General features: G+C 54.6%; 18 protein-coding genes. 16 read left to right on the top strand and 2 right to left on the bottom strand.

The window, feature by feature from the left end; all coding sequences use genetic code 11:
* The first annotated feature begins 77 nt into the window (after positions 1-77).
* Both folK and MLE19_RS11195 read left to right on the top strand, forming a co-directional pair.
* Positions 78-524: a 2-amino-4-hydroxy-6-hydroxymethyldihydropteridine diphosphokinase gene (folK, locus tag MLE19_RS11200; protein WP_240718267.1), complete on the top strand. Its 447-nt coding sequence runs from the start codon at positions 78-80 to the stop codon at positions 522-524.
* A gap of 72 nt (positions 525-596) precedes the next feature.
* Entirely contained in the window at positions 597-1,418 is an 822-nt protein-coding gene (locus MLE19_RS11195; RefSeq protein WP_276322423.1) for a flagellin, read from the top strand.
* 31 nt (positions 1,419-1,449) lie between these two features.
* Here the strand turns inward: MLE19_RS11195 and MLE19_RS11190 are convergent, their stop codons facing one another.
* The gene (locus MLE19_RS11190; protein WP_240718266.1) at positions 1,450-3,003 is read right to left on the bottom strand and encodes a BCCT family transporter; all 1,554 of its coding nucleotides are present in this window, start codon (positions 3,001-3,003) and stop codon (positions 1,450-1,452) included.
* A gap of 362 nt (positions 3,004-3,365) precedes the next feature.
* Here MLE19_RS11190 and MLE19_RS11185 point away from each other — a divergent pair, with 362 nt between their 5' ends.
* Genes MLE19_RS11185 through MLE19_RS11175 form a run of 3 tightly spaced genes read left to right on the top strand, consistent with a single transcriptional unit; the run spans position 3,366 to position 6,050 of the window.
* Positions 3,366-4,454, top strand: a complete 1,089-nt coding sequence (locus MLE19_RS11185) for an ABC transporter substrate-binding protein (RefSeq protein ID WP_240718265.1) — start codon at positions 3,366-3,368, stop codon at positions 4,452-4,454.
* Between the two features lie 2 nt (positions 4,455-4,456).
* Positions 4,457-5,239, top strand: coding sequence for an ABC transporter ATP-binding protein (locus MLE19_RS11180; RefSeq protein WP_240718264.1), 783 nt, complete (start codon positions 4,457-4,459; stop codon positions 5,237-5,239).
* Positions 5,240-5,279: 40 nt separating this feature from the next.
* On the top strand, positions 5,280-6,050 hold the full coding sequence (locus MLE19_RS11175; protein ID WP_240718263.1) for an ABC transporter permease: 771 nt from the start codon (positions 5,280-5,282) through the stop codon (positions 6,048-6,050).
* 23 nt (positions 6,051-6,073) lie between these two features.
* Here the strand turns inward: MLE19_RS11175 and MLE19_RS11170 are convergent, their stop codons facing one another.
* Positions 6,074-6,802 carry a DUF481 domain-containing protein gene (locus tag MLE19_RS11170; protein ID WP_425356811.1) on the bottom strand — a complete coding sequence of 243 codons (729 nt, stop codon included), beginning with the start codon at positions 6,800-6,802 and terminating at the stop codon, positions 6,074-6,076.
* 143 nt (positions 6,803-6,945) lie between these two features.
* On the opposite strand from MLE19_RS11170, the gene MLE19_RS11165 reads away from it, so the two are divergent.
* The 11 genes from MLE19_RS11165 to MLE19_RS11115 all read left to right on the top strand — a co-directional run bounded on the left by MLE19_RS11165 (position 6,946) and on the right by MLE19_RS11115 (position 21,950).
* Positions 6,946-8,718 (top strand): ATP-binding protein, encoded by a 1,773-nt coding sequence (locus MLE19_RS11165; protein WP_240718261.1) that lies wholly within the window; start codon positions 6,946-6,948, stop codon positions 8,716-8,718.
* Positions 8,711-9,454: a response regulator gene (locus tag MLE19_RS11160; protein ID WP_240718260.1), complete on the top strand. Its 744-nt coding sequence runs from the start codon at positions 8,711-8,713 to the stop codon at positions 9,452-9,454. The genes MLE19_RS11165 and MLE19_RS11160 overlap by 8 nt, the downstream gene beginning before the upstream one ends.
* A gap of 177 nt (positions 9,455-9,631) precedes the next feature.
* Positions 9,632-10,630 carry a Bug family tripartite tricarboxylate transporter substrate binding protein gene (locus tag MLE19_RS11155; protein ID WP_240718259.1) on the top strand — a complete coding sequence of 333 codons (999 nt, stop codon included), beginning with the start codon at positions 9,632-9,634 and terminating at the stop codon, positions 10,628-10,630.
* A 104-nt stretch (positions 10,631-10,734) separates the two neighbouring features.
* Positions 10,735-11,217, top strand: a complete 483-nt coding sequence (locus tag MLE19_RS11150) for a tripartite tricarboxylate transporter TctB family protein (RefSeq protein WP_240718258.1) — start codon at positions 10,735-10,737, stop codon at positions 11,215-11,217.
* Positions 11,218-11,283: 66 nt separating this feature from the next.
* Complete coding sequence (locus MLE19_RS11145) at positions 11,284-12,786, top strand: tripartite tricarboxylate transporter permease (protein ID WP_240718257.1); 1,503 nt, start codon at positions 11,284-11,286, stop codon at positions 12,784-12,786.
* Positions 12,787-13,176: 390 nt separating this feature from the next.
* A complete protein-coding gene (urtA, locus tag MLE19_RS11140) occupies positions 13,177-14,568 on the top strand; it encodes an urea ABC transporter substrate-binding protein (protein ID WP_425356810.1) in 1,392 nt (463 codons plus the stop codon).
* A 117-nt stretch (positions 14,569-14,685) separates the two neighbouring features.
* On the top strand, positions 14,686-16,302 hold the full coding sequence (urtB, locus tag MLE19_RS11135) for an urea ABC transporter permease subunit UrtB (protein WP_240718256.1): 1,617 nt from the start codon (positions 14,686-14,688) through the stop codon (positions 16,300-16,302).
* Positions 16,303-16,305: 3 nt separating this feature from the next.
* Positions 16,306-17,487 (top strand): urea ABC transporter permease subunit UrtC, encoded by a 1,182-nt coding sequence (gene urtC / locus MLE19_RS11130; RefSeq protein ID WP_240718255.1) that lies wholly within the window; start codon positions 16,306-16,308, stop codon positions 17,485-17,487.
* Positions 17,484-18,320 (top strand): urea ABC transporter ATP-binding protein UrtD, encoded by an 837-nt coding sequence (urtD, locus tag MLE19_RS11125; protein ID WP_240718254.1) that lies wholly within the window; start codon positions 17,484-17,486, stop codon positions 18,318-18,320. The genes urtC and urtD overlap by 4 nt, the downstream gene beginning before the upstream one ends.
* Positions 18,320-19,027, top strand: a complete 708-nt coding sequence (gene urtE, locus MLE19_RS11120; protein ID WP_240718253.1) for an urea ABC transporter ATP-binding subunit UrtE — start codon at positions 18,320-18,322, stop codon at positions 19,025-19,027. Before urtD ends, urtE begins: the two co-directional genes overlap by 1 nt.
* Before the next feature lie 241 nt (positions 19,028-19,268).
* Positions 19,269-21,950 (top strand): TrlF family AAA-like ATPase, encoded by a 2,682-nt coding sequence (locus MLE19_RS11115; protein WP_240718252.1) that lies wholly within the window; start codon positions 19,269-19,271, stop codon positions 21,948-21,950.
* Positions 21,951-21,992: the final 42 nt, after the last annotated feature.

The raw sequence follows: 21,992 nt of genomic DNA, 5'->3' as shown, positions 1-21,992 counted from the left end.
GATGGAAGGGCCCTGCAACAAAGCGGTTTTAAAAACAGGGCAGTTTTAGAAGACGTCACTTCAAACAGGATGTCGCTATGCCACCAATACCTCTCACCAACGAACAGGCAGCCGCGCTCCACGAGTGTTTAATCTCACTGGGGAGTAATATCGATCCAGACCACTATTTCGGTCAGGCGCTGAGGATTATTAGCCATGAATGTGACCTGCTGGCGCGTTCAGAAGCGATTCGAACCGCGCCTGTCGGGTACCAGCAGCAGCCTGACTTCTTGAATGCCGCTATGTTGGTAAGCACGCCCCTAGAGCGTGAGGCGTTTCGCGCCTATCTCAAAGAAGTTGAAAACCGCTTAGGTCGGGTGCGGGGAGTGATTAAATCGGGTCCTCGAACGATGGATCTCGACATGGTGGCGTGGGATGGGGAGGTGGTGGACGAGGGCTATTATCACTATGATTATGTACGAATGCCCGTAGATGAAGTACTCGCCAGCAGTGGCCGCACTTTAAATGACAAGAAAACCTCATGATTGTCACTCACGCGCCGATAGTAATGCTATAGCTGTCCGAAGACAGGCAGCTATCTTCCCCGGAGGCGCGCGTTGCTCAGCCTAAACACCAATGTGATGTCGCTTATCGTGCAGAATAATCTGCGCGGCAGTCAGCAATCCATGCAGACCGCAATGCAGCGCCTCTCATCTGGGCTGCGTATCAATAGCGCAAAAGATGACCCGGCGGGGCAGGCAATTGCCAACCGCATGACGGCACAAATCAAAGGCATGACTCAGGCGATCCGCAACACCAATGATGGCATCTCTATGGTGCAAACGGCGGAAGGCTCTCTCAACCAGATTAACGATAACTTGCAGCGCATTCGCGAACTGAGCGTGCAAGCGGCGAATGGCACCAACTCTTCTAATGACCTTGCTTCTATCCAAGCCGAGATTGGTCAGCGCATGGAAGAGATTGACCGCGTTGCCGGGCAGAGTAATTTCAACGGTATTGGGTTGTTGAACGAGACCAGATCATTAAATATCCAGGTCGGCGCGAACGCGGGCGATACCATCGCGGTGCGTTTTGAAGGTATGAACTTACAGGGGTTGGGGCTGGAAGGCTTAAGCGTACTGGACGATGGCAGTGGGTCGGAAAAACCAATCGATAGGGTCGATGAGGCAATTAAGCGGTTAGATCGCCAGCGCAGCTATATGGGAGCCGTGCAGAATCGCTTCGAGAGCGTTATTGATGGCCTGAACAACAGCATCGTTAATACTTCCGCCGCCCAGTCGCGCATTCAGGATGCCGATTACGCTAAGGAAGTCTCCAACCTTATTCGCGCACAGATCCTTCAGCAAGCAGGTATCGCTATGTTGGCCCAAGCCAACCAGCAGCCGCAGATGATTCTGCGCCTGCTGGAAAGTCTATAAATCAGGATTAGGGAAGCGTAGAGCAGCTTACCTATTCAATAATGCCCTGTTCCCGTGCCATGGCGTAGGCGGCCTGAGGGCCATTCCACAATGATGGCAACAGAATCAACGACACCGGAATCGCGGTGATAACGATAAACTGCTGCAACGCTCCAATCTGACCCGCACCCATATACAGCAGTACCGCCGCCATTAGCGCCATGGCGATGCCCCAGAAGGCCCGCATTACCGGGTTTGGATTGTCATGCCCCGCGCCAACCACTGCGATCGCATAGCTCATTGAGTCGCCGGTGGTGGCAACAAAAATCGTTGTCAGCAGTAAAATGGCCAGCGCCATCCAAGTGCCGCCGGGCAGCGCCTGGGCAACGGTCAAGGTAGCCACATCAAACTGGAAGTTATTGAGTGCTTCGGTTAAATCAATCACGCCATTGAGCTGATAGTAAATGCCCGAACCGCCCAGCAGGGTAAACCAAACGGTAGTGGCGATAGGGGCAAGAATAGCCACCGCAACAATCATTTCACGGATGCTGCGACCACGAGAAATACGCGCCACAAAAATCGCCATTACCGGGGCGTAGCCAATAAACCAAGCAAAGAAGAATACTGTCCACCACTGCATCCACCACGCCGGGGCTGTTTCAGCGGTCATGGTCGCCATGGTAAAGAATTCGCTGATGTAAGCCCCCATGCCGGAAACGTAGCTATTAACTAAAAACAGCGTGGGGCCAAAGACCATAATCACCGCACCGATAGCCAGCGCCAGCAGCACGTTAAAACGACTTAGTATCTGAATACCTTTGTGAACACCGCTCATAGAGGAGAGCACATAAATGCTGGCCAGCACGCCTAGAATAATCAGTTGGCCGGTATAGCCTTCCGGCAGTCCAAACAGCTCATGAAGACCAAAACTAACCTGAGTAGCCAGAAAGCCTATCGGGCCGACGGTGCCTGCAACCAACGCAATAACACAGCAAGCATCGACTAAGCCGCCCAAAGGCCCACGCATTAAACGTTCACCCAGTATCGGGTAGAGCAGGGTGCGTGGCTGCAGCGGTTGGCCTTTTACGTAGTGCGCATGTGCAAGAACGACTGCCGTTAGCGAGCCCAATACAGCCCAGGCCATAAAGCCCCAATGCATAAAGGATTGCCCCAAAGCGCCAGAAACAGCTTCAGCGGTGCCCGCTTCGCTATCAAAGGCGGGAGGTGTCACCACAAAGTGATAAACCGGCTCCCCGGCGGCAAAAAATACCCCGCCGCCCGCCAGTAGCGTACACAGAATGATCGAGAGCCATTTAAACGTGCTCATTTCTGGTGCATCTAAATTGCCAATTTTGGCTTTTGCAGCCGGTGTCATCGCTAAACCGATGGCAATAAAGAACGTCATCAGAAGTAGCAGCTGGAAGTAGCTACCTAACACTAACGCGGTCCATGCAAAGCCTGCGCTTATGCTATCCGCCACCAGGGCTACGTCATAAAACGACAGTGCCAGAAAAGCGACGATAAAGCCGATGCTCAAGATAAGCACAATAGGGTCGCCAAGTGAAAACCGCTGGTCGCCCTCAGCGTTGGGGCCAGGTTGAGACATGTTGAGTACCTTATGGAGGAGCAGGGGGAGGTGTAAAAAGAGCCTAACAAAGCGTGTCGTTAGGTGGTTTAACGCCGCTTGATTGACGTAACAGCAGATAAAAAAATAGCAGGTAAAAAAAAGCGCCATTCAATGAATGGCGCGAGGACAGGAAACTGAACATAGTATACCGCCAATATAGACCAACGTCTAATATGTTTTATCTTGGTGCGTTCTAAGAGTGCAAATGCACACTATTGGCGCGTTGACGAGGCATTCTTTGTCAAAGTGATTTTGTAATTAACTGATAATCATGAGAAATACGAAATTTGGCAGTATTGCTGCTAACGCTTAAGCATATTTTGTATACAAGGTGTGCCGCTATGTCGCCCGTTTTTACGCTTCTCAACTCTGCGCTTACCGCTTCTTCTTTATACCGTTCGCCAATGCGTTTATTGGTGGGTGGTGCAGCTGCGCTGGTTTTAATGCCTTCCTTCAGCCATGCCGGTGACACTCAGATACGTTTTCAGTTGGACTGGCGTTTTGAAGGCCCTTCAGCGCCGTTTCTAATGGCTGCCGAAAAGGGCTACTTCGCCGACGAGGGGCTGGATGTTCAAATCGATTCCGGCAGTGGCTCGGCGGGTGCGATCAACCGTGTCGCGTCTGGTGCCTACGAGATGGGCTTTGGCGACCTTAACGCGCTGGTCGAATTCCTTGCGGAGAACCCCGATGGCCCTGGCATTCAGGGCGTTTATATCGTTTACGACGGCACGCCTGCTGCAGTGTTTGCAAGCAAAGAGAGTGGTATCGAGAGCCCCGCTGATTTGGCCGGTAAAACCATTGCCGCTCCCGCCTTTGATACTGGTTACCGCGCCTGGGGCGTGTTTGCTGCTGCCAATGATTTAGCGGCCGATGCGGTGGAGTGGCAAAACGTCGACCCAACCCTGCGCGAAACCCTGCTAACCCGGGGTGATGTGGATGCTATTACCGGTTTCTACTTCACCAGCCTGCTCAATCTTGAGGAGCGCGGTATGAGTGAAGACGAACTCACCATTATGCCGTTCCCTGATTACGGCGTGCCGCTATACGGTAACGCGATTATCGCCAGTGAATCCTTTGCCGAAGCTAACCCTGAAGCCGTGCAGGGCTTTCTGCGCGCCTTCAATAAGGCCCTGGGCGAGACCATTGCCGACCCTGAAGCCGCTATTGAGTATGTTAAAAACCGCGATGGTTTAATCGATGTGGAAATGGAAACCCGGCGTTTGAAGCTGGCCCTAGATAGCGTGGTGGACACCCCCGATGCCCGCGATCATGGCGTAGGTGGCATTGATGAAGCGCGTCTGCAGGAGGCCATTCAACTGGTTGCCGATGCCTATAATTTGCCCTCTGTGCCGTCGCCAGACCAGGTGTTTAATTCAAACTACTTACCATCCCAGGAAGAGCGCATGCTGTTTTCGATAGAGGGCGAATAAGCATGTCGGCAGCGTTCGTCAGCTTTGATGACGTGAGCCTTGCCTACGATGCATCTGGCAACGCCATTGAAGATATCAACCTGAGTATCCACGAAGGCGAGTTTGTTGCCTTCGTGGGGCCTTCCGGGTGCGGTAAATCGACCTTTATGAAGCTGTGTACCGGGTTGCATGCACCTACCACCGGGACCGTTCAGGTGGATGGGGAAGCGGTCACGGGGCCACTGAAGATCTCCGGCATGGCGTTTCAAAACGCCAACCTGCTGCCCTGGCGCACCACCCTGGATAACGTCTTGCTGCCGCTGGAAATCGTCAAACCTTACCGGCATCAGTTTCGTAAACGGCGCGAAGAGTTTGTTGGCTGGGCGCGCAAGCTGCTCAAGACCGTCGGGCTTGAAGGCTACGAAGACCAGTACCCCTGGCAACTTTCCGGGGGTATGCAGCAGCGGGCGTCAATCTGCCGGGCGTTGATTCACCAGCCGCGCCTGCTGATGCTGGATGAGCCTTTCGGGGCGCTGGATGCCTTTACCCGGGAAGAGCTGTGGTGCGTGCTGCGCGACCTGTGGGAAGCACAGCGCTTTACGGTCGTGTTGGTGACCCACGACCTGCGTGAGGCGGCGTTTCTGGCCGATACGGTCTATATCATGAGCCGCCGCCCCGGCCGGGTGATTGAACGGCGATCCATTGAAATGCCGCGCCCTCGTGCGCTGGAAACCACCTATGAAAAACCCTTTATTGATCTGGTGCAGGAACTGCGTGCTCAGATTGGCGAAGTACGCAGTACTTAATGGCCGTACTTAATGACAGTACTTGATAAAAGGCGCGCTCATGACAAAAAATAATCGGCTAATTGAACGATTAGCGCCGTGGATCGCGATGGTGGCACTGGTCATCATTTGGGAAGTCACAGTGCGGGCTTTTGATGTGCCTAGCTTTATCTTCCCCAGCGCCCTGGAGACCGCCCAAGCACTGGTGACCTATTCCGGGCCTATCGCCATGCACTCCTGGCAAACGTTCTGGACAACGCTAATTGGCTTTGGCCTGGGCGTTGCCGTAGGACTGGTGTTGGGCTTTATTATTGGCTCGTCGCGCTTTCTATATAACGCCTGCTACCCGCTGCTGGTGGGTTTTAATGCTATTCCCAAGGTCGCCTTTGTGCCGATTCTGGTTGTCTGGTTTGGCATTGGCTCGGTGCCGGCGATTCTCACCGCCTTTTTGATCTGCTTCTTCCCGATTGTGGTCAACGTGGCGACCGGTTTAGCCACGCTAGAGCCCGAGATGGAGGACGTGCTGCGGGTGCTGGGAGCGCGGCGTATGGATGTGTTGCTCAAAGTGGGACTGCCGCGCTCGCTGCCCTACTTCTTTGCCTCGCTGAAAGTCGCCATTACCCTGGCGTTTGTAGGCACGGTCGTGTCGGAAACCGTTGCCTCTAACCAGGGCATTGGTTACCTGATGATGAGTGCCGGTTCGCAAATGCGCATGGGGCTGGTATTTGCCGGGCTGCTGGTGATCAGCGCCATGGCCATGGTGATGTATGAGTTATTTGCACAGTTAGAGAAACGCATGACCGGCTGGGCGCACCGCGGTCAGAATCGCTAGACCCAGAGCACCCAGAGCAGGACTTACCAGCGATAAAGCAGCGATGCGCTGGTGGTGCTGTCAGTGCGCTCGCTGGTGTCGTCAGGCGGCTGGGAGTTGTGCTTAATTTCATGTGATAAGCGCAGCGAAAGCCTGGCATTAAGCCTGGCGGTAAGCGCCGTTAGCGAGCGGGAAGTGGTGTTCTGGTTGGTATACTCTATCGACATCTCCTGCTGAATATCGGCGTAGTCGGAAAATCCCCAGCGATAGTCCAAAGCCGTGTAGGTCACCATTAAGCGCTCATCGTCGTACTCGCGTAGCCGGTCGTGTCGATAGCCGGGCCCCGCTTCTAACGACAGGGTGTGGGTGTCGTTCTCCAGAATCTGACGCCCATAACCCCCAATCGCAGACAACTGCTGGTCGTAACCGGCAAAGCGATCCTTCTCCCAGCGGGCAAAGCCAAATAGATAGTGTGGGCCATCCAGTTCATAACGTTCGCGCCCCGATACCAAGTACTGCTCGGCGCTGGTTTCGTTATCTTTACTCACTGTGCGCACTTCACCGCGGAGTGAGTAGGTAAACTTACCGGTTAACCAGGTCAGCAGCGTTTTGCCAATCAGTGTTTGACTATTGGTATTGCCCGAAAGGTGGGTAAAACCAAGCTCGGCATCGCCACTGAAAACGGGAGCATCATCCTGGGGAGGCGGTGGAGCGTAAAACGGGTTGGCATAAGCCACGGTTAACCATAGAGGCCAGCAGGCCAGCAAGAGCATCCATCGAACGATCGCCACTACATCCCTCCTTGGTTTCGGCATTGGCCCATTATATCAGCGAACGATGACTCTGGGGTGACGGCGATTATCGCCGTTTGCTGGCGCGTGCCATAATGGTGCGGTCACGCATTTCGAGTCTACTTATGAGCGTTTCTCGCCCCCGAACATTGGCCGACCTGCAGCGCTGGCGCCGAACCCGCGCAAGGCGCAGTTGGTATAAACGCAGTTTTCGCCTGCAGGTAATGCTGTTAGTGGGGCTACTGCTGGCAGGCATGCTACTGGCACAGGGCACCTATCTCAATCATCGCAAGGCGGAAATTATTAGCCAGCAGATGGGGGAACGCGCGCTAGCGGTAGCCAAAACGGTGGCGTCAATGCCGCAAATTATCAATGCCTTTGCGATCCCCGACCCCTCCTTCATTATTCAGCCGCTGGCAGAGCGAGTACGCCATGAAACCGGCGCCCGCTATGTCGTGGTTGGTAACGCCCAAAGTATCCGCTACTCCCACCCCGTGCCGGAGCGGATAGGGCAGCCCATGGTAGGGGGTGATAATGACCAAGCGCTGATTCATGGCCAGTTCTATGTCTCCGAGGCGACCGGTTCTCTGGGCACTGCTATGCGCGGCAAAGCGCCTATTTGGGATGAAGAGGGCAATATCATTGGCCTGGTGTCCGTCGGCTTTATGATGGATCGCGTGGCGATGGACGTGGCGCGCTATAACAGCTTCGGGTGGGCGCTGGTCGCACTGATGATTACGCTAGGCTTTGCTGGCGCCTACTGGCTGTCGCAGCACCTTAAAAAGGTCATTTTAGGTCTGGAGCCCTATGAGATTGCCCGGCTGGCGATGGAGAAAGAGGCCATTTTGCAGTCGATTCACGAAGGGATTCTGGCGGTTAATCGTGAAGGGCACATCACTTTGGTGAATCAGCAGGCGCGGCGCTTTCTCAACTTGGACGATGAGCATGTACTGTTAGGGCAGCCCATCCGTGAGATCGTGCCTAATTCGCGGCTTCTCGAGGTACTTCGGCGCGGCGAACAGGAGTTCGACCAGGAGATGTGGCTGGGCGATCACCCGGTGGTGGTCAACCGCGTGCCGATACTACACGAGGGTGAGATTGAGGGGGCGGTGGCCACCTTCCGTAGTCGGCGCGAGATCGTCGATCTATCCCACGCCTTGACCCAGGCCAGCCGCGATGTGGATATGCTGCGTGCCCAGGCCCACGAGTTTTCCAATAAGCTCTACACCATCTCCGGGCTACTGCAATTACAGCGCATTGAGGAAGCCCTGGCGCTGATCCATCAGGAAACTGAACGCGCCCAGGCGCAAATGAGCTTTTTAATGCGCCACGTGGCCGATGCCGTGCTTAGCGGCACGCTACTGGGTAAACTAACCCGCGCGCGGGAGCTGGGCGTGGCGATGGAGATTGATGAGCAAAGCTCGCTCTCCTGCCCACTAACGCCTACCGGCCAGGAGGTGATGATGAGTGTGGTGGGTAACTTGCTGGACAATGCCTGCCACGCCGCGCTGAATGGGCCGAGTAAAGCGCCCAAAGTACGCCTGTTTTTTACCGATTTAGGCGAGCAGTTGTTGATTGAAGTGGAGGACAACGGGCCAGGTGTGCCCACCGAACTCGCCGAGTCGATTTTCCAGGAGGGGTTTTCGACCAAAACGGGCAAGCACCAGGGGATTGGTCTGGCGCTGGTGGCCAGGCTCTGCCGCCAGCACGGCGGTGCTGTGACGCTGGAGGAGAGCGAGCTGGGGGGCGCATGTTTTATTGCAGTGCTCGACCGCTCGCTATGCCAAAAAAGCCTCAACGACGATCTCAAAAGCACTCTTAAAAGCAATCTCAAAAACGATCTCAAAAACAATTCCAATAACAGTGACCACAATGGCGAGGGGGGAGGCAATGTCTGATGGGCGTCATGGCATTTTGGTTGTTGAAGACGATTTTCGCATTGCGGATATCCACAGGGCCTTTATTGAGCAGAGTGACGGCTTTTATGTGGTGGGCATGGCGCGCAATGGCGGCGAAGCCAAGGCGATCATGGCGGAGCACGCTACCAGCATCCAATTGATTTTATTGGATGCCTACCTTCCTGACGTTGAAGGCCTAGAACTGCTGTGGGCGATCCGCCGCGACTATGTGCATGTGGATATCGTCATGGTTACTGCCGCCCGGGAAGTGGAAACCATCAGTGAGGCGCTGCGTGGTGGCGTGTTTGACTATCTCATCAAGCCCATTGAGGCGGCACGGATGACCCAAATGCTGACCCGCTTTCGACGCGAGCGGGAGGCGTTGGCCAACCGTGCGGAAATGAACCAGGACGAGCTGGATCACGTGCTGGCGCGTTTGAAGCCTGGGGAGCCTTCACGTGGCAAACACCAAAGCTTGTCTCAATCCCTGCCAAAGGGCATTGATCGCCTCACGCTGCGACGGGTGATTGACGCCTTTGCGGACGCTCCCGATTCCCTCACCGCCATGCAGATGGCGCGCATTATGGGGGCTAGCCGCTCCACAGCACGGCGATATTTAGAGTTTCTGGTCGCCGAGCAGGCCGTCAGTGCTGAACTGGGGTATGGCGACGTGGGGCGACCCGAGCGCCGCTATCGGCTGTTGGAGGCAGCCCACGAGTGGCTTGAGTCGCTGTGAACGGCCAGGTGTGAACAAAATGAACAAAATGGCCATAAAGAACTTTTTGTCTTTTATGCGCACAAGCTTGTCGGTCAGGGTGGCGGTCTTCTAACGTTCGCGGCGTGCCGTTACACAATATAGATATAAAATAAGACAACACCCACACAACAACACTGACACGTGGAGAACGCCATCATGACGTCGCTTACCCTCAAGCGCTTATCAGTATTCGCGCTACCCCTAGCCGCCTTTGCAGGCATGACTACCGCCGTACAGGCTCAAGAGTGGACGCCCGAACGCTCAATCGAATTCGTTGCCCCGGCTAACCCCGGCGGCGGTTGGGATACCTTGGTTCGCACCATGTCGCGGGTGATTCAGCAAGAAGAGCTGGCTGACGAAAGCTTCGCTGCGATCAACGTGCCCGGCGGCGGCGGTGCGGTAGCCTGGGCCCAAGTCGCCCGTGATAACGGCAACCCGCATAAGCTATTTGCCACCAGCCCACCGATGATTTTGGTGCCACTGGCTGGCGCATCACGCTATGACCACACCGATTTTACCCCGGTCGCGCGGATCAATACCGACTACTCGATCATTCTGGTGGCGGCGGACTCTGAGTATCAGAACCTTGAAGATCTACTCGATGCGCTGAAAGCAGACCCCAGCTTAAGCGTGGGTGGCGGCAGTGCACCGGGCTCCATGGATCATATTGCTATCGCCGGTTTAGCCTCTGCAGCGGGCATGGACGCTTCGGCAGTCAACTACATCCCGTTCTCGGGTGGTGGCGACGCCATGACTAACCTGATGGGCGGCCACATCGAAGCCGTGGTCGGTGGTGCGGGTGAAGCCGTTGGCCAACTGGGTGAAGGCAGCCAGCTGCGTGCGCTAGGCGTCTCTTCTGAAGAGCGTTTGGGTGGCGGTTTGAGAGAAGTGCCCACCTACCAAGAGCAGGGCTTCGACTACACCTTCGATATCTGGCGTGGCGTGATGGGCGCTCCCGATATGCCGGAAGAAGCAGTGGCCTACTACGAAGACCTGTTCTCCGCAATGCTTGAGACCGATGCATGGCGTGAAGCGAGCGATCAGCTGGGCTGGATCGACGCCTACCAGAACAGCGAAGAGTTCAGCGCCTTCCTAGATCAGCAGCAAGAGCAGTTCAGCGATGTGCTGAGCGAGCTTGGCCTACTGCGTCAGTAACTCCACGCCTTTCGCCCCAGCCGCCCAAGCGTGGCTGGGGGCTTCCGTCGTTAACCCTATGCGTTAACCGCGGGAGGCGTGTTGGCTCCTTCGGAGAGAATCCTATGACTCGTTTAAATACCAATCAGTGGCTAGCGCTGGTATTTGCGGTATTGGCCGCTGGCTATCTCGCAATGGCGTGGCAAATCCCCACCTTTCCGTTGCCGCGTCCGGTCGACTCTGACCTGTTTCCTAAAGTATTGGGCTTCTCGCTCTTGATCCTGTCAGTGTTTCTGTTCTTTGAGAAACCCACCCCGATTGCCGGTGCCGATGAGATAGACGATGAGGCGCAGCAAGGGCCTCTGCTATTAACGCCCTGGGCGCGTGTTGTAGTGACATCACTGGCGATTGTCGCCTATGCGTTTTTGCTGGTGCCGCTGGGCTTTGTTCTCGCCTCTACGCTGCTCTGCGTTGGCCTGACGGCCTATTACGGCTATCGCCGCCATGGGGTCAACCTTGCCACGTCGCTGGGGGTAGTGCTGGCGCTCTACTTGACCATGACGCGGGTGATGGATGTCTACCTACCCACTGGCGTGTTGCCGTTCTAATCACACCCAGTTGGCCGTTAGCAGCCCTTATCAGATCTTCTAGCCGGTTTTAAGAGAGCAACTCCCATGGATGCCTTCAATAATCTAATGTATGGCTTTGGCATCGCGCTTGAGCCAATCAATATTGCCTATGTATTTGCCGGTGTATTTGCTGGCACCATAATCGGCATGCTGCCGGGCCTGGGGCCTATCAGTGCGCTTGCCTTGATGATTCCTATCACCTTTGCCATGGAGCCTTCATCGGGCTTGATCCTGATGGCTGGGGTTTACTACGGCGCCATCTTTGGTGGCTCCACCTCGTCGATTCTGCTCAACGCCCCCGGCGTGGCGGGCACTGTGGCGACCTCCTTTGATGGCTACCCGATGGCTAAAAAAGGACAGGCGGGTAAAGCGCTGGCGATTGCTGCCTACGCCTCCTTTATTGGTGGCACCATTTCCGTTATTTTCTTAATGCTGATCGCCCCGCTGCTGTCAAAAGTGGCCGTGAGCTTTGGCCCTTCTGAGTACTTTGCCTTAATGGTGCTGGGCTTGACCGCTGTTGTCTCGCTGTCGGATAAGTCACTGGTTAAAGGGCTAATTGCCGCCGTGGTGGGGGTGATTATTTCCATTATCGGTATCGATATGCAGACCGGTACTGAGCGCTTTACCTTCGGTTCAGTGCAGTTGCTTGATGGCATCGACTTCCTGGTCGTCGCCCTGGGTATTTTCGCCCTTGCCGAGGTCTTTTACATGCTGCTGCGGGGCGGCGGTGGCAAAGAGGCGCCTCGTAATGAGATCGGCTCGCTGAAATTGACCCGCAGCGAAGTGAAAGAGATCGCTGGCCCGATTGGTCGTAGTTCGGTGTTGGGCTTTTTCACCGGCGTACTGCCCGGCGCGGGCGCGACCATCGGTTCGTTCCTTGGGTACAGCATGGAAAAACGCATTGCCAAAGATGGCGACACCTTTGGAACCGGCAATATCAAAGGCGTGGCCGCGCCGGAAGCCGCCAACAACGCTGCCTGTACGGGCTCCTTTGTGCCGCTGTTGACCCTAGGTGTGCCGGGCTCGGGCACTACTGCTGTCCTGTTAGGTGCATTGCTGGTCATGGGCGTTAATCCGGGCCCGATGATGCTTGTAGAGCGTCCGGACGTGTTTTGGGGCGTGGTTGCCAGTATGTATATCGGCAACATCTTCCTGCTGGCACTTAACCTGCCGCTGATTCCCTATATCGCCAAAATTCTCGATATGCCCCGCCCATTGTTGCTGTCGCTGATACTGATCTTCTGCATGATCGGCGTTTACGGCATGAGCTTCAGCGTATTCGATCTGCTGCTACTGCTTGGCTTTGGACTTGTGGGCCTGGGCATGCGCCTGTTTGGCTTCCCGGCGGCGCCGCTGATTTTAGCGCTGATTTTGGGCAATATCATGGAAGAGTCCATGCGCCGTGCGCTGCAGATCTCCGGTGGCGACTGGATGACCTTTATCGACAAGCCGATTGCTCTTGGCCTGCTGGTCGTCGCTCTGCTGTCGTTGACCCTGCCGCTGTTCAAGAAGCGTCGCAAGAAAGCCGCCCCTAACGTGGCCAACTAACAGCGCTTTTCGAAAGTAAAAAAGTAAGGAGCCTTGGTCATGCCAAGGCTCCTTTTTTTATGCCTAATGATGTAACTGATGAGTAAGTATTGGGTTTCTAAATTGTATATGACTAAGCTAAGTGCCTAGTTGGTGCAGTGAATCTAATTGGTGCATCAATGGGGGGCTTAAAGGGCGGTTTGCTGCATCTATTTGGTGCATAAGATGAGATTTAGTATTCTCCAGCAATTACTAAGTAATTGATTAAGTAACTGTAAGCGAACGTTGTGCCAATCTGGCGCACCCCTTGCAAGAGTTATTGGCTAGTGGACGTATTAGGGGCTAATACAACAACTCCGAATGCGAAGCCAATACACAAGCCCCAGACATAAGGGGTGCAAGGAGGTTCAAGTGACCACATTGCAACACAATACTCATACTCGCTCGACACACTCTTACCAGAAACAAGCGCAATCAAGCCGCTCGCCTGGCCGATTGGCAACCGCTCTTCTGACTGCCGCTGTTATGGGGGCCAGCACCCAGGTCATCGCCCAAGATGATGACCCCATCAAAGTTGGTATCCTGCACTCCCTCTCCGGCACCATGGCCATCAGTGAGACCGTGCTGAAAGACACCGTCGAAATGCTAATCGAACAGCAGAACGAAGCCGGTGGCTTGCTGGGACGCCAGCTAGAAGCCGTGGTGGTTGACCCCGCCTCTAACTGGCCGCTGTTTGCCGAACGCGCTCGTGAGCTGTTGGCCCAAGAAGAAGTTGACGTTATTTTCGGCAACTGGACCTCGGTTTCCCGTAAAGCGGTGCTGCCGGTCGTCGAAGAGCTCAACGGTCTGTTGTTCTACCCGGTGCAGTATGAAGGCGAAGAGTCTTCTGAAAACGTCTTCTACACCGGCGCCGCGCCCAACCAGCAGGCCATTCCTGCAGTTGAATACCTAATAAACGAAGTGGGTATCGAGCGCTTTGCGTTAGTCGGTACTGACTATGTCTATCCGCGTACCACCAACCGCATCCTTGAAGCGTTCCTTAAGGATGAGCACGGCATCGCGGAAGAGGACATTATGGTTAACTACACGCCGTTCGGTCACTCCGATTGGCAGAACATCGTAGCGGAGATTCGTCGCTTCGGTGAAGAGGGTAAACCAACCGCCGTGATCTCGACGGTTAACGGCGACGCCAACGTGCCGTTCTATACCGAGCTTTCCAACCAGGGGATCGACGCTGCGGATATCCCGGTCATCGCCTTCTCTGTGGGCGAGCAGGAGCTTACCGGTATTGATACCGGCCCGCTGGTGGGCCACTTGGCCGCCTGGAACTACTTTATGAGCGTCGATAACGACGACAACTACGACTTTATCGATGCCTGGATTGAGTACACCGGCGACGATATGGCGGTCACCAACGACCCGATGGAAGCGCACTACATTGGCTTCAATATGTGGGCCGAAGCGGTTCGCAAAGCGGGCACTACGGACGTCGATACGGTGAAAGACGCCATTATCGGTGTGACCGTGCCTAACCTCTCTGGCGGCTATGCGGCCATGATGCCTAACCACCACATCACCAAGCCGGTGCTGATTGGTGAGATTCAGGATAACGGTCAGTTCGATATCGTTTGGCAAACGCCGTCTACTGTGGCGGGCGATGCGTGGTCTGACTACCTGCCTGGCTCGCGTGACCTGATTGCCGATTGGCGCAAGCCGATGGAGTGCGGCAACTTCAACGTCGTTAACGGCTCGTGTGGTGGCAGCACCGCAGCAGAAGAAGCCGAAGCAGCACTCGCTGAGTAAATACTCATCTACTGAGTAACTACTAATCCCTCGCCACCTGGCTTGAGTCGGGTGGCGAGGGAGCACGCTACCTCCCCCTTTTAGATAACTGATTTAAATAACTGAAGGAAGAACCCCATGAGGCGTTTCCTTTCCTTAGGGCTCCTGTGTCTAATGTTGTTGAGCATTACAGTGACAGCCCAAGCACAAACGAACTCCACGGCGAGCAGTACCGATGATACCGCCGCGCTCGAGCTATTAGAGGCGCTGGACGTTGAGTCTTACACAGCCAAAAGCGAAGCGATTACCGCGATTTTGCAAAGCGATGACGAGCGCGCCCGCGATTGGCTGCAGGCCCTGCTGGATGGCCGCTTACAGCGTACCGAAGATGGCCGGTTCGTGCTGGTACTCGAGAACCGCGGCCGTGACTGGCCGGTGGCCGATGTATTGACCGGCGAAGCGCTGGGCGAGATGTCCCGCCGCGACCTGGAGCGTGTTGGTATCAACAACAACCTACGCAATCAACTGCGTAGCGCTATCGCGGTGGTTGATCTCTACTCGCCTAACGTTGAGCGCCGCCGCACATCGGCCGAGCGCCTATTAGGCGAGGTAGATAGTGACCTAGTGCAACCTATTAATGAGCTAATTGAGCAGGAAGAAGACGACCAAGTGCGCTACCGCCTCACCCAGGCCGTGGCGATTTATCGCGCAGAAGCGGGTGAAATGGAGGGCGTTGAAGCGCTGGATGGCAGCCTCCACCCGCGCTCTCGTGTGGCCCTGAGTCGAGCAGCTAATGGTGACGACCCGGTGGTCGCTAACGCCGCAGCGGCCTCTTTGGCTGGCATTGAGCAGCAGCTCAAAATCAATCGTGGTTTGGAAACGCTCTATTTCGGCTTGAGCCTTGGCTCGGTGCTGGTGCTCGCGGCCATTGGCCTGGCGATCACCTTCGGCGTCATGGGCGTGATCAATATGGCCCACGGCGAGCTAATGATGCTGGGCGCCTACACCACTTGGGCGATGCAGCAACTATTACCAGGCCAACCAGGGCTGGCGCTGATTCTATCGATTCCCGCAGGCTTTATGGTTGCCGCTCTAGCAGGCGTGGCGATCGAGCGCGGTGTGATTCAGTTCCTCAAGGGCCGCCCGCTGGAAACCCTGCTGGCGACCTTTGGTATCAGCTTGATTCTGCAGCAGCTGGTGCGCACGGTAATTTCTCCGCTCAACCGTACCGTCATCACCCCCGAGTGGATGAGCGGTTCGCTAGTGGTGAACGATGCGCTCTCATTAACGCTCAACCGTATGTACGTACTCGGCTTTGCGCTGGTGGTGTTTGCTGGCCTGATGCTGATTATGCGCCGCACGCGGCTAGGGCTTGAGGTGCGTGCTGTTACCCAGAACCGCGCCATGGCCCGCTCAATGGGTATTCGTGCCACTCGCGTGGATATCATGACCTTTGCACTGGGCTCTGGTGTGGCCGGTCTTGCTGGTGTCGCGCTCTCCCAGCTCACCAATGTCGGCCCCAACCTGGGCCAGAACTACATCATCGACTCCTTTATGGTGGTGGTGTTCGGCGGTGTGGGCAATCTGTGGGGTACGCTGGTCGCCGGTCTATCGCTCGGGGTCATCAACCAGGTGCTGGAACCCTGGGCAGGCGCGGTGCTGGCCAAAATTATCGTGCTGGTCTTTATCATCCTATTCATTCAAAAACGCCCGCGTGGACTCTTCCCGCAGAAGGGCCGGGCTGCGGAGGGCTAAGCGATGTCATTAACGACCGAATCATCGACAAATTTTTGGCTAACACGCCCGTTCAGCGAACGCTCCACGCAGATCTTTCTCGGCGTGCTGATAGCCGCGCTGGCACTGGTTACACTGCTACACGTGGCGGTGCCTGCGGACAACCCGTTACATATTGGTGCCTATACGGTCAATCTGTTCGGTAAATACCTGAGCTACGCGCTGTTGGCCGTGGCGGTGGATCTGGTGTGGGGTTACCTGGGGATTCTGAGCCTGGGCCACGGCGCCTTCTTCGCCATTGGTGGCTACGCCATGGGCATGTATTTAATGCGCCAAATTGGTGATCGAGGCACCTACGGCAACCCCGTATTGCCCGACTTTATGGTGTTCTTAAACTGGGACAGCCTGCCGTGGTTCTGGCACGGCTTCGATATGGCCTGGTTTGCCTTTGCCATGGTGCTGCTGGCGCCGGGTCTGCTGGCACTGGTGTTTGGCTTCCTGGCGTTTCGCTCCCGGGTCACCGGGGTGTATCTTTCAATCATCACCCAGGCACTGACCTTTGCCTTGATGCTGGCCTTCTTCCGCAACGAGATGGGCTTCGGCGGTAATAACGGCCTGACCGACTTCCGCGAGATCGTCGGCTTCGATTTACGCAGCGACGCCACACGCCTAGGGCTGTTCCTGGCCACTGGGGTGGCGCTGGCGCTGGGCTTTATTCTCTGCCGTGCGATTGTCACCAGCAAGCTGGGTCGGGTGAGCGTGGCCACTCGCGATGCCGAAGCGCGCACGCGCTTTCTCGGCTACCGGGTCGAGCGCTTTCAGCTGTTTGTGTTTGTGGTTTCCGCCATGCTGGCGGGTCTGGCGGGGGCGCTTTACGTGCCGCAAGTGGGGATTATCAATCCCAGCGAGTTCTCGCCGATTTTCTCCATCGAGATTGTGCTGTGGGTAGCCCTGGGCGGTCGCGCCACGCTTTATGGCGCGGTGATTGGCGCTATTTTGGTCAACTATGCCAAAACCATCTTTACCGGCGTAATGCCCGATGCCTGGCTGTTTGCGCTAGGGGCAATGTTCGTACTGGTCACGGTGTTTCTGCCTAAAGGGGTGGCGGGGCTGTTTCGCTATTTCAAGCGTCGCAAACGCGACGATACGGCAACGTCTGACCCGAACGCTGATCCCAACAGTACGCCCAAGGAGGCCTCCGCATGAGTTTGCTGCACTCGCTGACCCAGCGTGACCGGGTGTTCGATTTTATGGCGCCTCAGGCCTCACCGGTGGACGTTCGCCACGGGCCGATTCTCTACATGGAAGATGTCACCGTGAGCTTCGATGGGTTTAAAGCCATCAATAACCTCAACTTAACCATCAACGATGGCGAGCTACGCTGCATTATCGGCCCCAACGGGGCGGGAAAAACCACCATGATGGATATCATCACCGGCAAAACCCGCCCCAATAGCGGCAGTGTGTGGTTCGGTAGTCGTCATAATTTGCTGCACATGAACGAACCTGATATCGCCAGCCTGGGCATTGGTCGCAAGTTTCAAAAGCCCACGGTGTTTGAAGCGCTGTCGGTATTTGAAAACCTGGAACTGGCCATGGCGGCTGACAAGCGGATTTTTCCTACGCTCACTGCACGCATGACCGGTGAGATCAAAGACCGCATTGATGAAGTGCTAGAAACCATCGGCCTAACCGCGCTGCGCCATCAGCCGGCGGGGATTCTCTCTCACGGCCAAAAGCAGTGGCTGGAAATCGGCATGCTGCTGATGCAGCGCCCGCGCCTGCTGCTAGTAGATGAACCGGTGGCGGGCATGACCGAGCAGGAGATGGAGCGCACCGCCGAACTACTCACCGGGCTGGCCGGTAAACAGTCCGTGGTGGTAGTGGAGCATGATATGGGTTTCGTGCGTTCGATTGCTCGCCAGGTGACCGTACTGCACCAGGGCAGCGTGCTGGCGGAAGGCACCATGGATCAAGTCTCCAACGACCCCAAAGTGATCGAGGTCTACCTAGGTGCCGATGACGAGGAGGCCGCCTAATGCTAGCCATTGAAAAGCTCAACCAGTTTTACGGCGAAAGCCATACCCTTTGGGATCTGGATCTTGACGTGCCCGCCGGGCAGTGCACCTGCGTGATGGGCCGCAACGGCGTGGGTAAAACCACGCTGCTGAAAGCCGTGATGGGCGAAGTGGCGGTAAAAAGTGGCGAGCTGCGTTACACCACCGAGACAGGCGAGATCGAGCTGACTAAAAAAGCGGTGGAAGCGCGTTCCCGCATGGGAATTGGCTACGTGCCACAAGGGCGGCAGATTTTTCCGTTGCTGACCGTGGAAGAGAACCTGCGCACCGGCCTTGCCGCCCGTAGCGACGGGCTGAAGAAAATCCCCGAGCGGGTCTATGAGCTGTTCCCAGTACTTAAAGAGATGAAAAACCGCCGTGGCGGCGACCTCTCCGGTGGGCAACAGCAGCAATTGGCGATTGGCCGCGCATTGGTTATTGAGCCCAAACTGCTGATTCTTGATGAGCCAGGGGAGGGTATTCAGCCCAATATCGTCGCCCAAATCGGTCAGGTAATCCGCCAGTTGATCAACGAAGACGGCTTAACGGTGCTCTTGGTGGAGCAGAAGCTGCCCTTCGCCCGTAAGTACGCCGACCGCTTTGTAATTATGGATCGCGGCCGACCGGTGGCTAAAGGCGAGATCAGCGAGCTCTCCAATGAGCTGATCAAGCAGCATCTGACGGTTTAAACGCTGTCAAGACACGCTGGCTCATAAGGATGTGAGCCAGCTTTGGGTGCGTGCCATCACCAACCTATATGCAAATTCTCTTACCCCGACGCCCACCTTTTTTCTGTCTAAGCCTCGCTCTTTGTCTTCTCTAACCATGCCCAGCGCTTGTCATCGTGTAAGATGCTCGTAAATGATTTAGCTAATTTATATATTGGCTCGGCATAAAGGCATGGAGGCCTCATGCTGGAGGAGTGCATCAATGCGCGATATCAACAAAGTTAACGAAAAGACATATACCAAAGCGCGCTTTTTTAAGTGTGCTTTACAGGTCAACCCTGCCGGTTACATTAAATACCGAGGGCAGCAGCAAACCATTAGTGAAGATGACTATAACCAGCAACTGTTAGAAGCGGCACTTGAAGCTGGTATTGAGATCATTGGGCTAGCCGATCACGGCTCAGTCGATGCGGTAGATAAACTGCGCCGCTTATTTATGGAACACGGTATCGTTGTGTTTCCGGGCTTTGAAATTGCTTCTAGCGAGAAAATTCATTTCGTCTGCCTATTTGATGAAAATAAAAGTTCCCAAGAGTTAGAGCGCGTACTGGGTAGCCTAAGATTACTGGACCCACAGGACGGAATTTGCCCATCTCGGTTGAGCGCCGAACAATTGATTGATGAAGTGGAGCAGCAAGATGGCTTTATCTTTGCTGCTCACTGTACCAATGACAATGGGGTGTTAAAGATAGGCCAGATGAACCATGTGTGGCAGCACAAAGAGTTGCGCGCGGCACAAATCCCAGGGCCTATTGAGGACTTAAGAGGCGTAGAAAGTGATTTTTATCGCAAAGTTTTTCTCAATAAAGATCCCAACTATCGCCGTGAACACCCGATCGCCGCTATTAATGCGGCTGATGTCTCAAAACCAGAAGAAATTAAAGCCGATGGGGCTTCATGTCTTATCAAAATGACCAAGCCTTGTTTTGTATCGTTTAAACAGGCATTTAAAGATCCTGAATCCCGCGTTCGCCTCAATTCTGACAAGCCTGAAAACTACTCTTCAGCCCTTGAGCGCGTTTATTTTGTAGGCGGCTATCTTGATGGTGTGGATATAGAGTTCTCTGACCATTTAAATGCTTTGATTGGTGGAAGGGGAACCGGAAAGTCTACGCTGATCGAGTGCATTCGGTTTGCCTTAGATCTTCAGCCATTTGGAACAGCAGCTAAAAAGCAGCATGACGATGTGGTGAAAGCTAATTTAGGAGTGGAGCGAGGTAGAGTTGAATTGATGGTACGGTCTGCCGCTATGCATGGACGTCGCTTCAAGATTAGTCGTAAATACGGCGACCAACCCGTTGTGTTGGATGAAGGCGGCAATGTCTCCCCCTATCGTCCCCGTGATTTGCTTCCAAGAATAGAATTATTTGGCCAGAATGAGATCTATGAGATGACGCATGATCCTCAAAGCCGTCATCAACTGGTAGAGCGATTTTTGGAAAGTGATCACGCAGCGTATGACGATGTGATTGCTAATGTTCTACATCGCTTAAAAGAGAATAGCGACTCTGTTATTAAAGCCCTACAACAAAAGAACGAAATCGAAGAGGATGTAGAGCGTCTGCCAAAGCTGCAGGATCAAGCGAAGCAGTTCCGCGAGCTTGGCTTGGACGAAAAGCTAAAAGTTATTCCTAAACTGGAGAAAGAGAAACAGCTAAGTAGTCGCAGTAGTGAAGAGGTTAGTCGTCTCCAGGAAGCCATTGACACCCTCCAGGACTCTCTACCCGATACAGCCTTTCTCAGTGACGCCGCGCTAGAGGCATTACCGCATGCAGATTTACTGCGCAGCCAGCGAAGCGCCTTAGACGGGCTAACGGTAAAAGCTCAAGAGGTGCTCAAACACCTCACCGAAGCTCAGCAGCAGACTAGCGCCCAGTTAATTCATCTTCAGGAATCGCTCCAGGCATTGATTGCGGCGGAGGAGCTAACCCTGGAGAATGCATTCAAAGACATTCCTGCTAGCCAGGGGAAAACCGGACGTCAAATTGGTGCTGAGTACCAATCACTACTGAGACAAATTGAGAATATTAAACCCAAACAAACCCTGTTGCAGTCGCGGCAAGCGCACATCGAAGAGCTATACCGTCTGCGGAAAAAGTTGCTGTTTGAGTTGTCCGAGGCAACCAGCGCCCGAGCAAGTGCTATGCAGAGGTCGGTAAAGCGACTCATTAAGCGGTTGGGTAAAAAGGTTCATCTCAAATTGAAAAACGAAGGTGATCGGCAACCGTTATTAACCTTTTTAGTAGATTGCCGTTTAGAAAGTGTTGGCCCAAAGCGCTTATCTTGGGTAACTGATGGTGATTTTTCCCCAGCGGCACTGGCAGAGCGCATCCGTTTAGGTGAAGACGCATTGCGAGAAACAGATTGGGGCATCAGCCCCTTGGTGATAAGCGCGCTGTGTCATTTGCCAGAACGTAAGCTGCTGGAGATGGAGACACTTGCTCTGCCGGATATCATGGAAATAGAGCTGAACGTGACCCACGGCACTCAAGAACCACTATTTCGCAAGATCGACGAGCTATCGACAGGTCAACAGTGCACCGCTGTACTGCATCTGTTGTTATTAGATAACCATGATCCGCTTATCCTTGACCAGCCAGAGGATAATCTAGACAACGCCTTTATCGCTGAGCGGATTGTCACTGAGCTTCGCAACGCCAAATTGGCACGCCAATTTCTGTTTGCTACTCACAATGCCAATATACCGGTATTTGGCGATGCTGAATGGATTGGGGTGCTGACAGTTGAAGATAGAAAAGGGCACATCCTCCCAGAACATCAAGGAGCTATTGATCTACCCAATATTCAACATCTAACTGCTGACATTCTGGAAGGCGGCGAGGTTGCTTTCAATCAACGTCGTGAGAAATATGGTTTCAATTAGTTGTGTAAAAATATAGTTGTTTGAAAGATAAAGCGTGTAGAA

It is taken from the genome of Vreelandella neptunia (assembly GCF_022489065.1).
In the GTDB taxonomy this organism is placed as follows: Bacteria; Pseudomonadota; Gammaproteobacteria; order Pseudomonadales; family Halomonadaceae; genus Vreelandella; species Vreelandella neptunia_A.
The sequence above is the reverse complement of the archived record's forward strand: the minus strand, read 5'-3'. Positions and strand labels throughout refer to the sequence as shown.

Bases quoted from the DNA above. Each gene is read 5' to 3' on its own strand.
- folK (WP_240718267.1), top strand. From the start codon at position 78: ATGCCACCAATACCTCTCACCAACGAACAGGCAGCCGCGCTCCACGAG.
- MLE19_RS11190 (WP_240718266.1), bottom strand. From the start codon at position 3,003: ATGTCTCAACCTGGCCCCAACGCTGAGGGCGACCAGCGGTTTTCACTT.
- MLE19_RS11185 (WP_240718265.1), top strand. From the start codon at position 3,366: ATGTCGCCCGTTTTTACGCTTCTCAACTCTGCGCTTACCGCTTCTTCT.
- MLE19_RS11180 (WP_240718264.1), top strand. From the start codon at position 4,457: ATGTCGGCAGCGTTCGTCAGCTTTGATGACGTGAGCCTTGCCTACGAT.
- MLE19_RS11175 (WP_240718263.1), top strand. From the start codon at position 5,280: ATGACAAAAAATAATCGGCTAATTGAACGATTAGCGCCGTGGATCGCG.
- MLE19_RS11170 (WP_425356811.1), bottom strand. From the start codon at position 6,802: ATGCTCTTGCTGGCCTGCTGGCCTCTATGGTTAACCGTGGCTTATGCC.
- MLE19_RS11165 (WP_240718261.1), top strand. From the start codon at position 6,946: ATGAGCGTTTCTCGCCCCCGAACATTGGCCGACCTGCAGCGCTGGCGC.
- MLE19_RS11160 (WP_240718260.1), top strand. From the start codon at position 8,711: ATGTCTGATGGGCGTCATGGCATTTTGGTTGTTGAAGACGATTTTCGC.
- MLE19_RS11155 (WP_240718259.1), top strand. From the start codon at position 9,632: ATGACGTCGCTTACCCTCAAGCGCTTATCAGTATTCGCGCTACCCCTA.
- MLE19_RS11150 (WP_240718258.1), top strand. From the start codon at position 10,735: ATGACTCGTTTAAATACCAATCAGTGGCTAGCGCTGGTATTTGCGGTA.
- MLE19_RS11145 (WP_240718257.1), top strand. From the start codon at position 11,284: ATGGATGCCTTCAATAATCTAATGTATGGCTTTGGCATCGCGCTTGAG.
- urtB (WP_240718256.1), top strand. From the start codon at position 14,686: ATGAGGCGTTTCCTTTCCTTAGGGCTCCTGTGTCTAATGTTGTTGAGC.
- urtC (WP_240718255.1), top strand. From the start codon at position 16,306: ATGTCATTAACGACCGAATCATCGACAAATTTTTGGCTAACACGCCCG.
- urtD (WP_240718254.1), top strand. From the start codon at position 17,484: ATGAGTTTGCTGCACTCGCTGACCCAGCGTGACCGGGTGTTCGATTTT.
- urtE (WP_240718253.1), top strand. From the start codon at position 18,320: ATGCTAGCCATTGAAAAGCTCAACCAGTTTTACGGCGAAAGCCATACC.
- MLE19_RS11115 (WP_240718252.1), top strand. From the start codon at position 19,269: ATGCGCGATATCAACAAAGTTAACGAAAAGACATATACCAAAGCGCGC.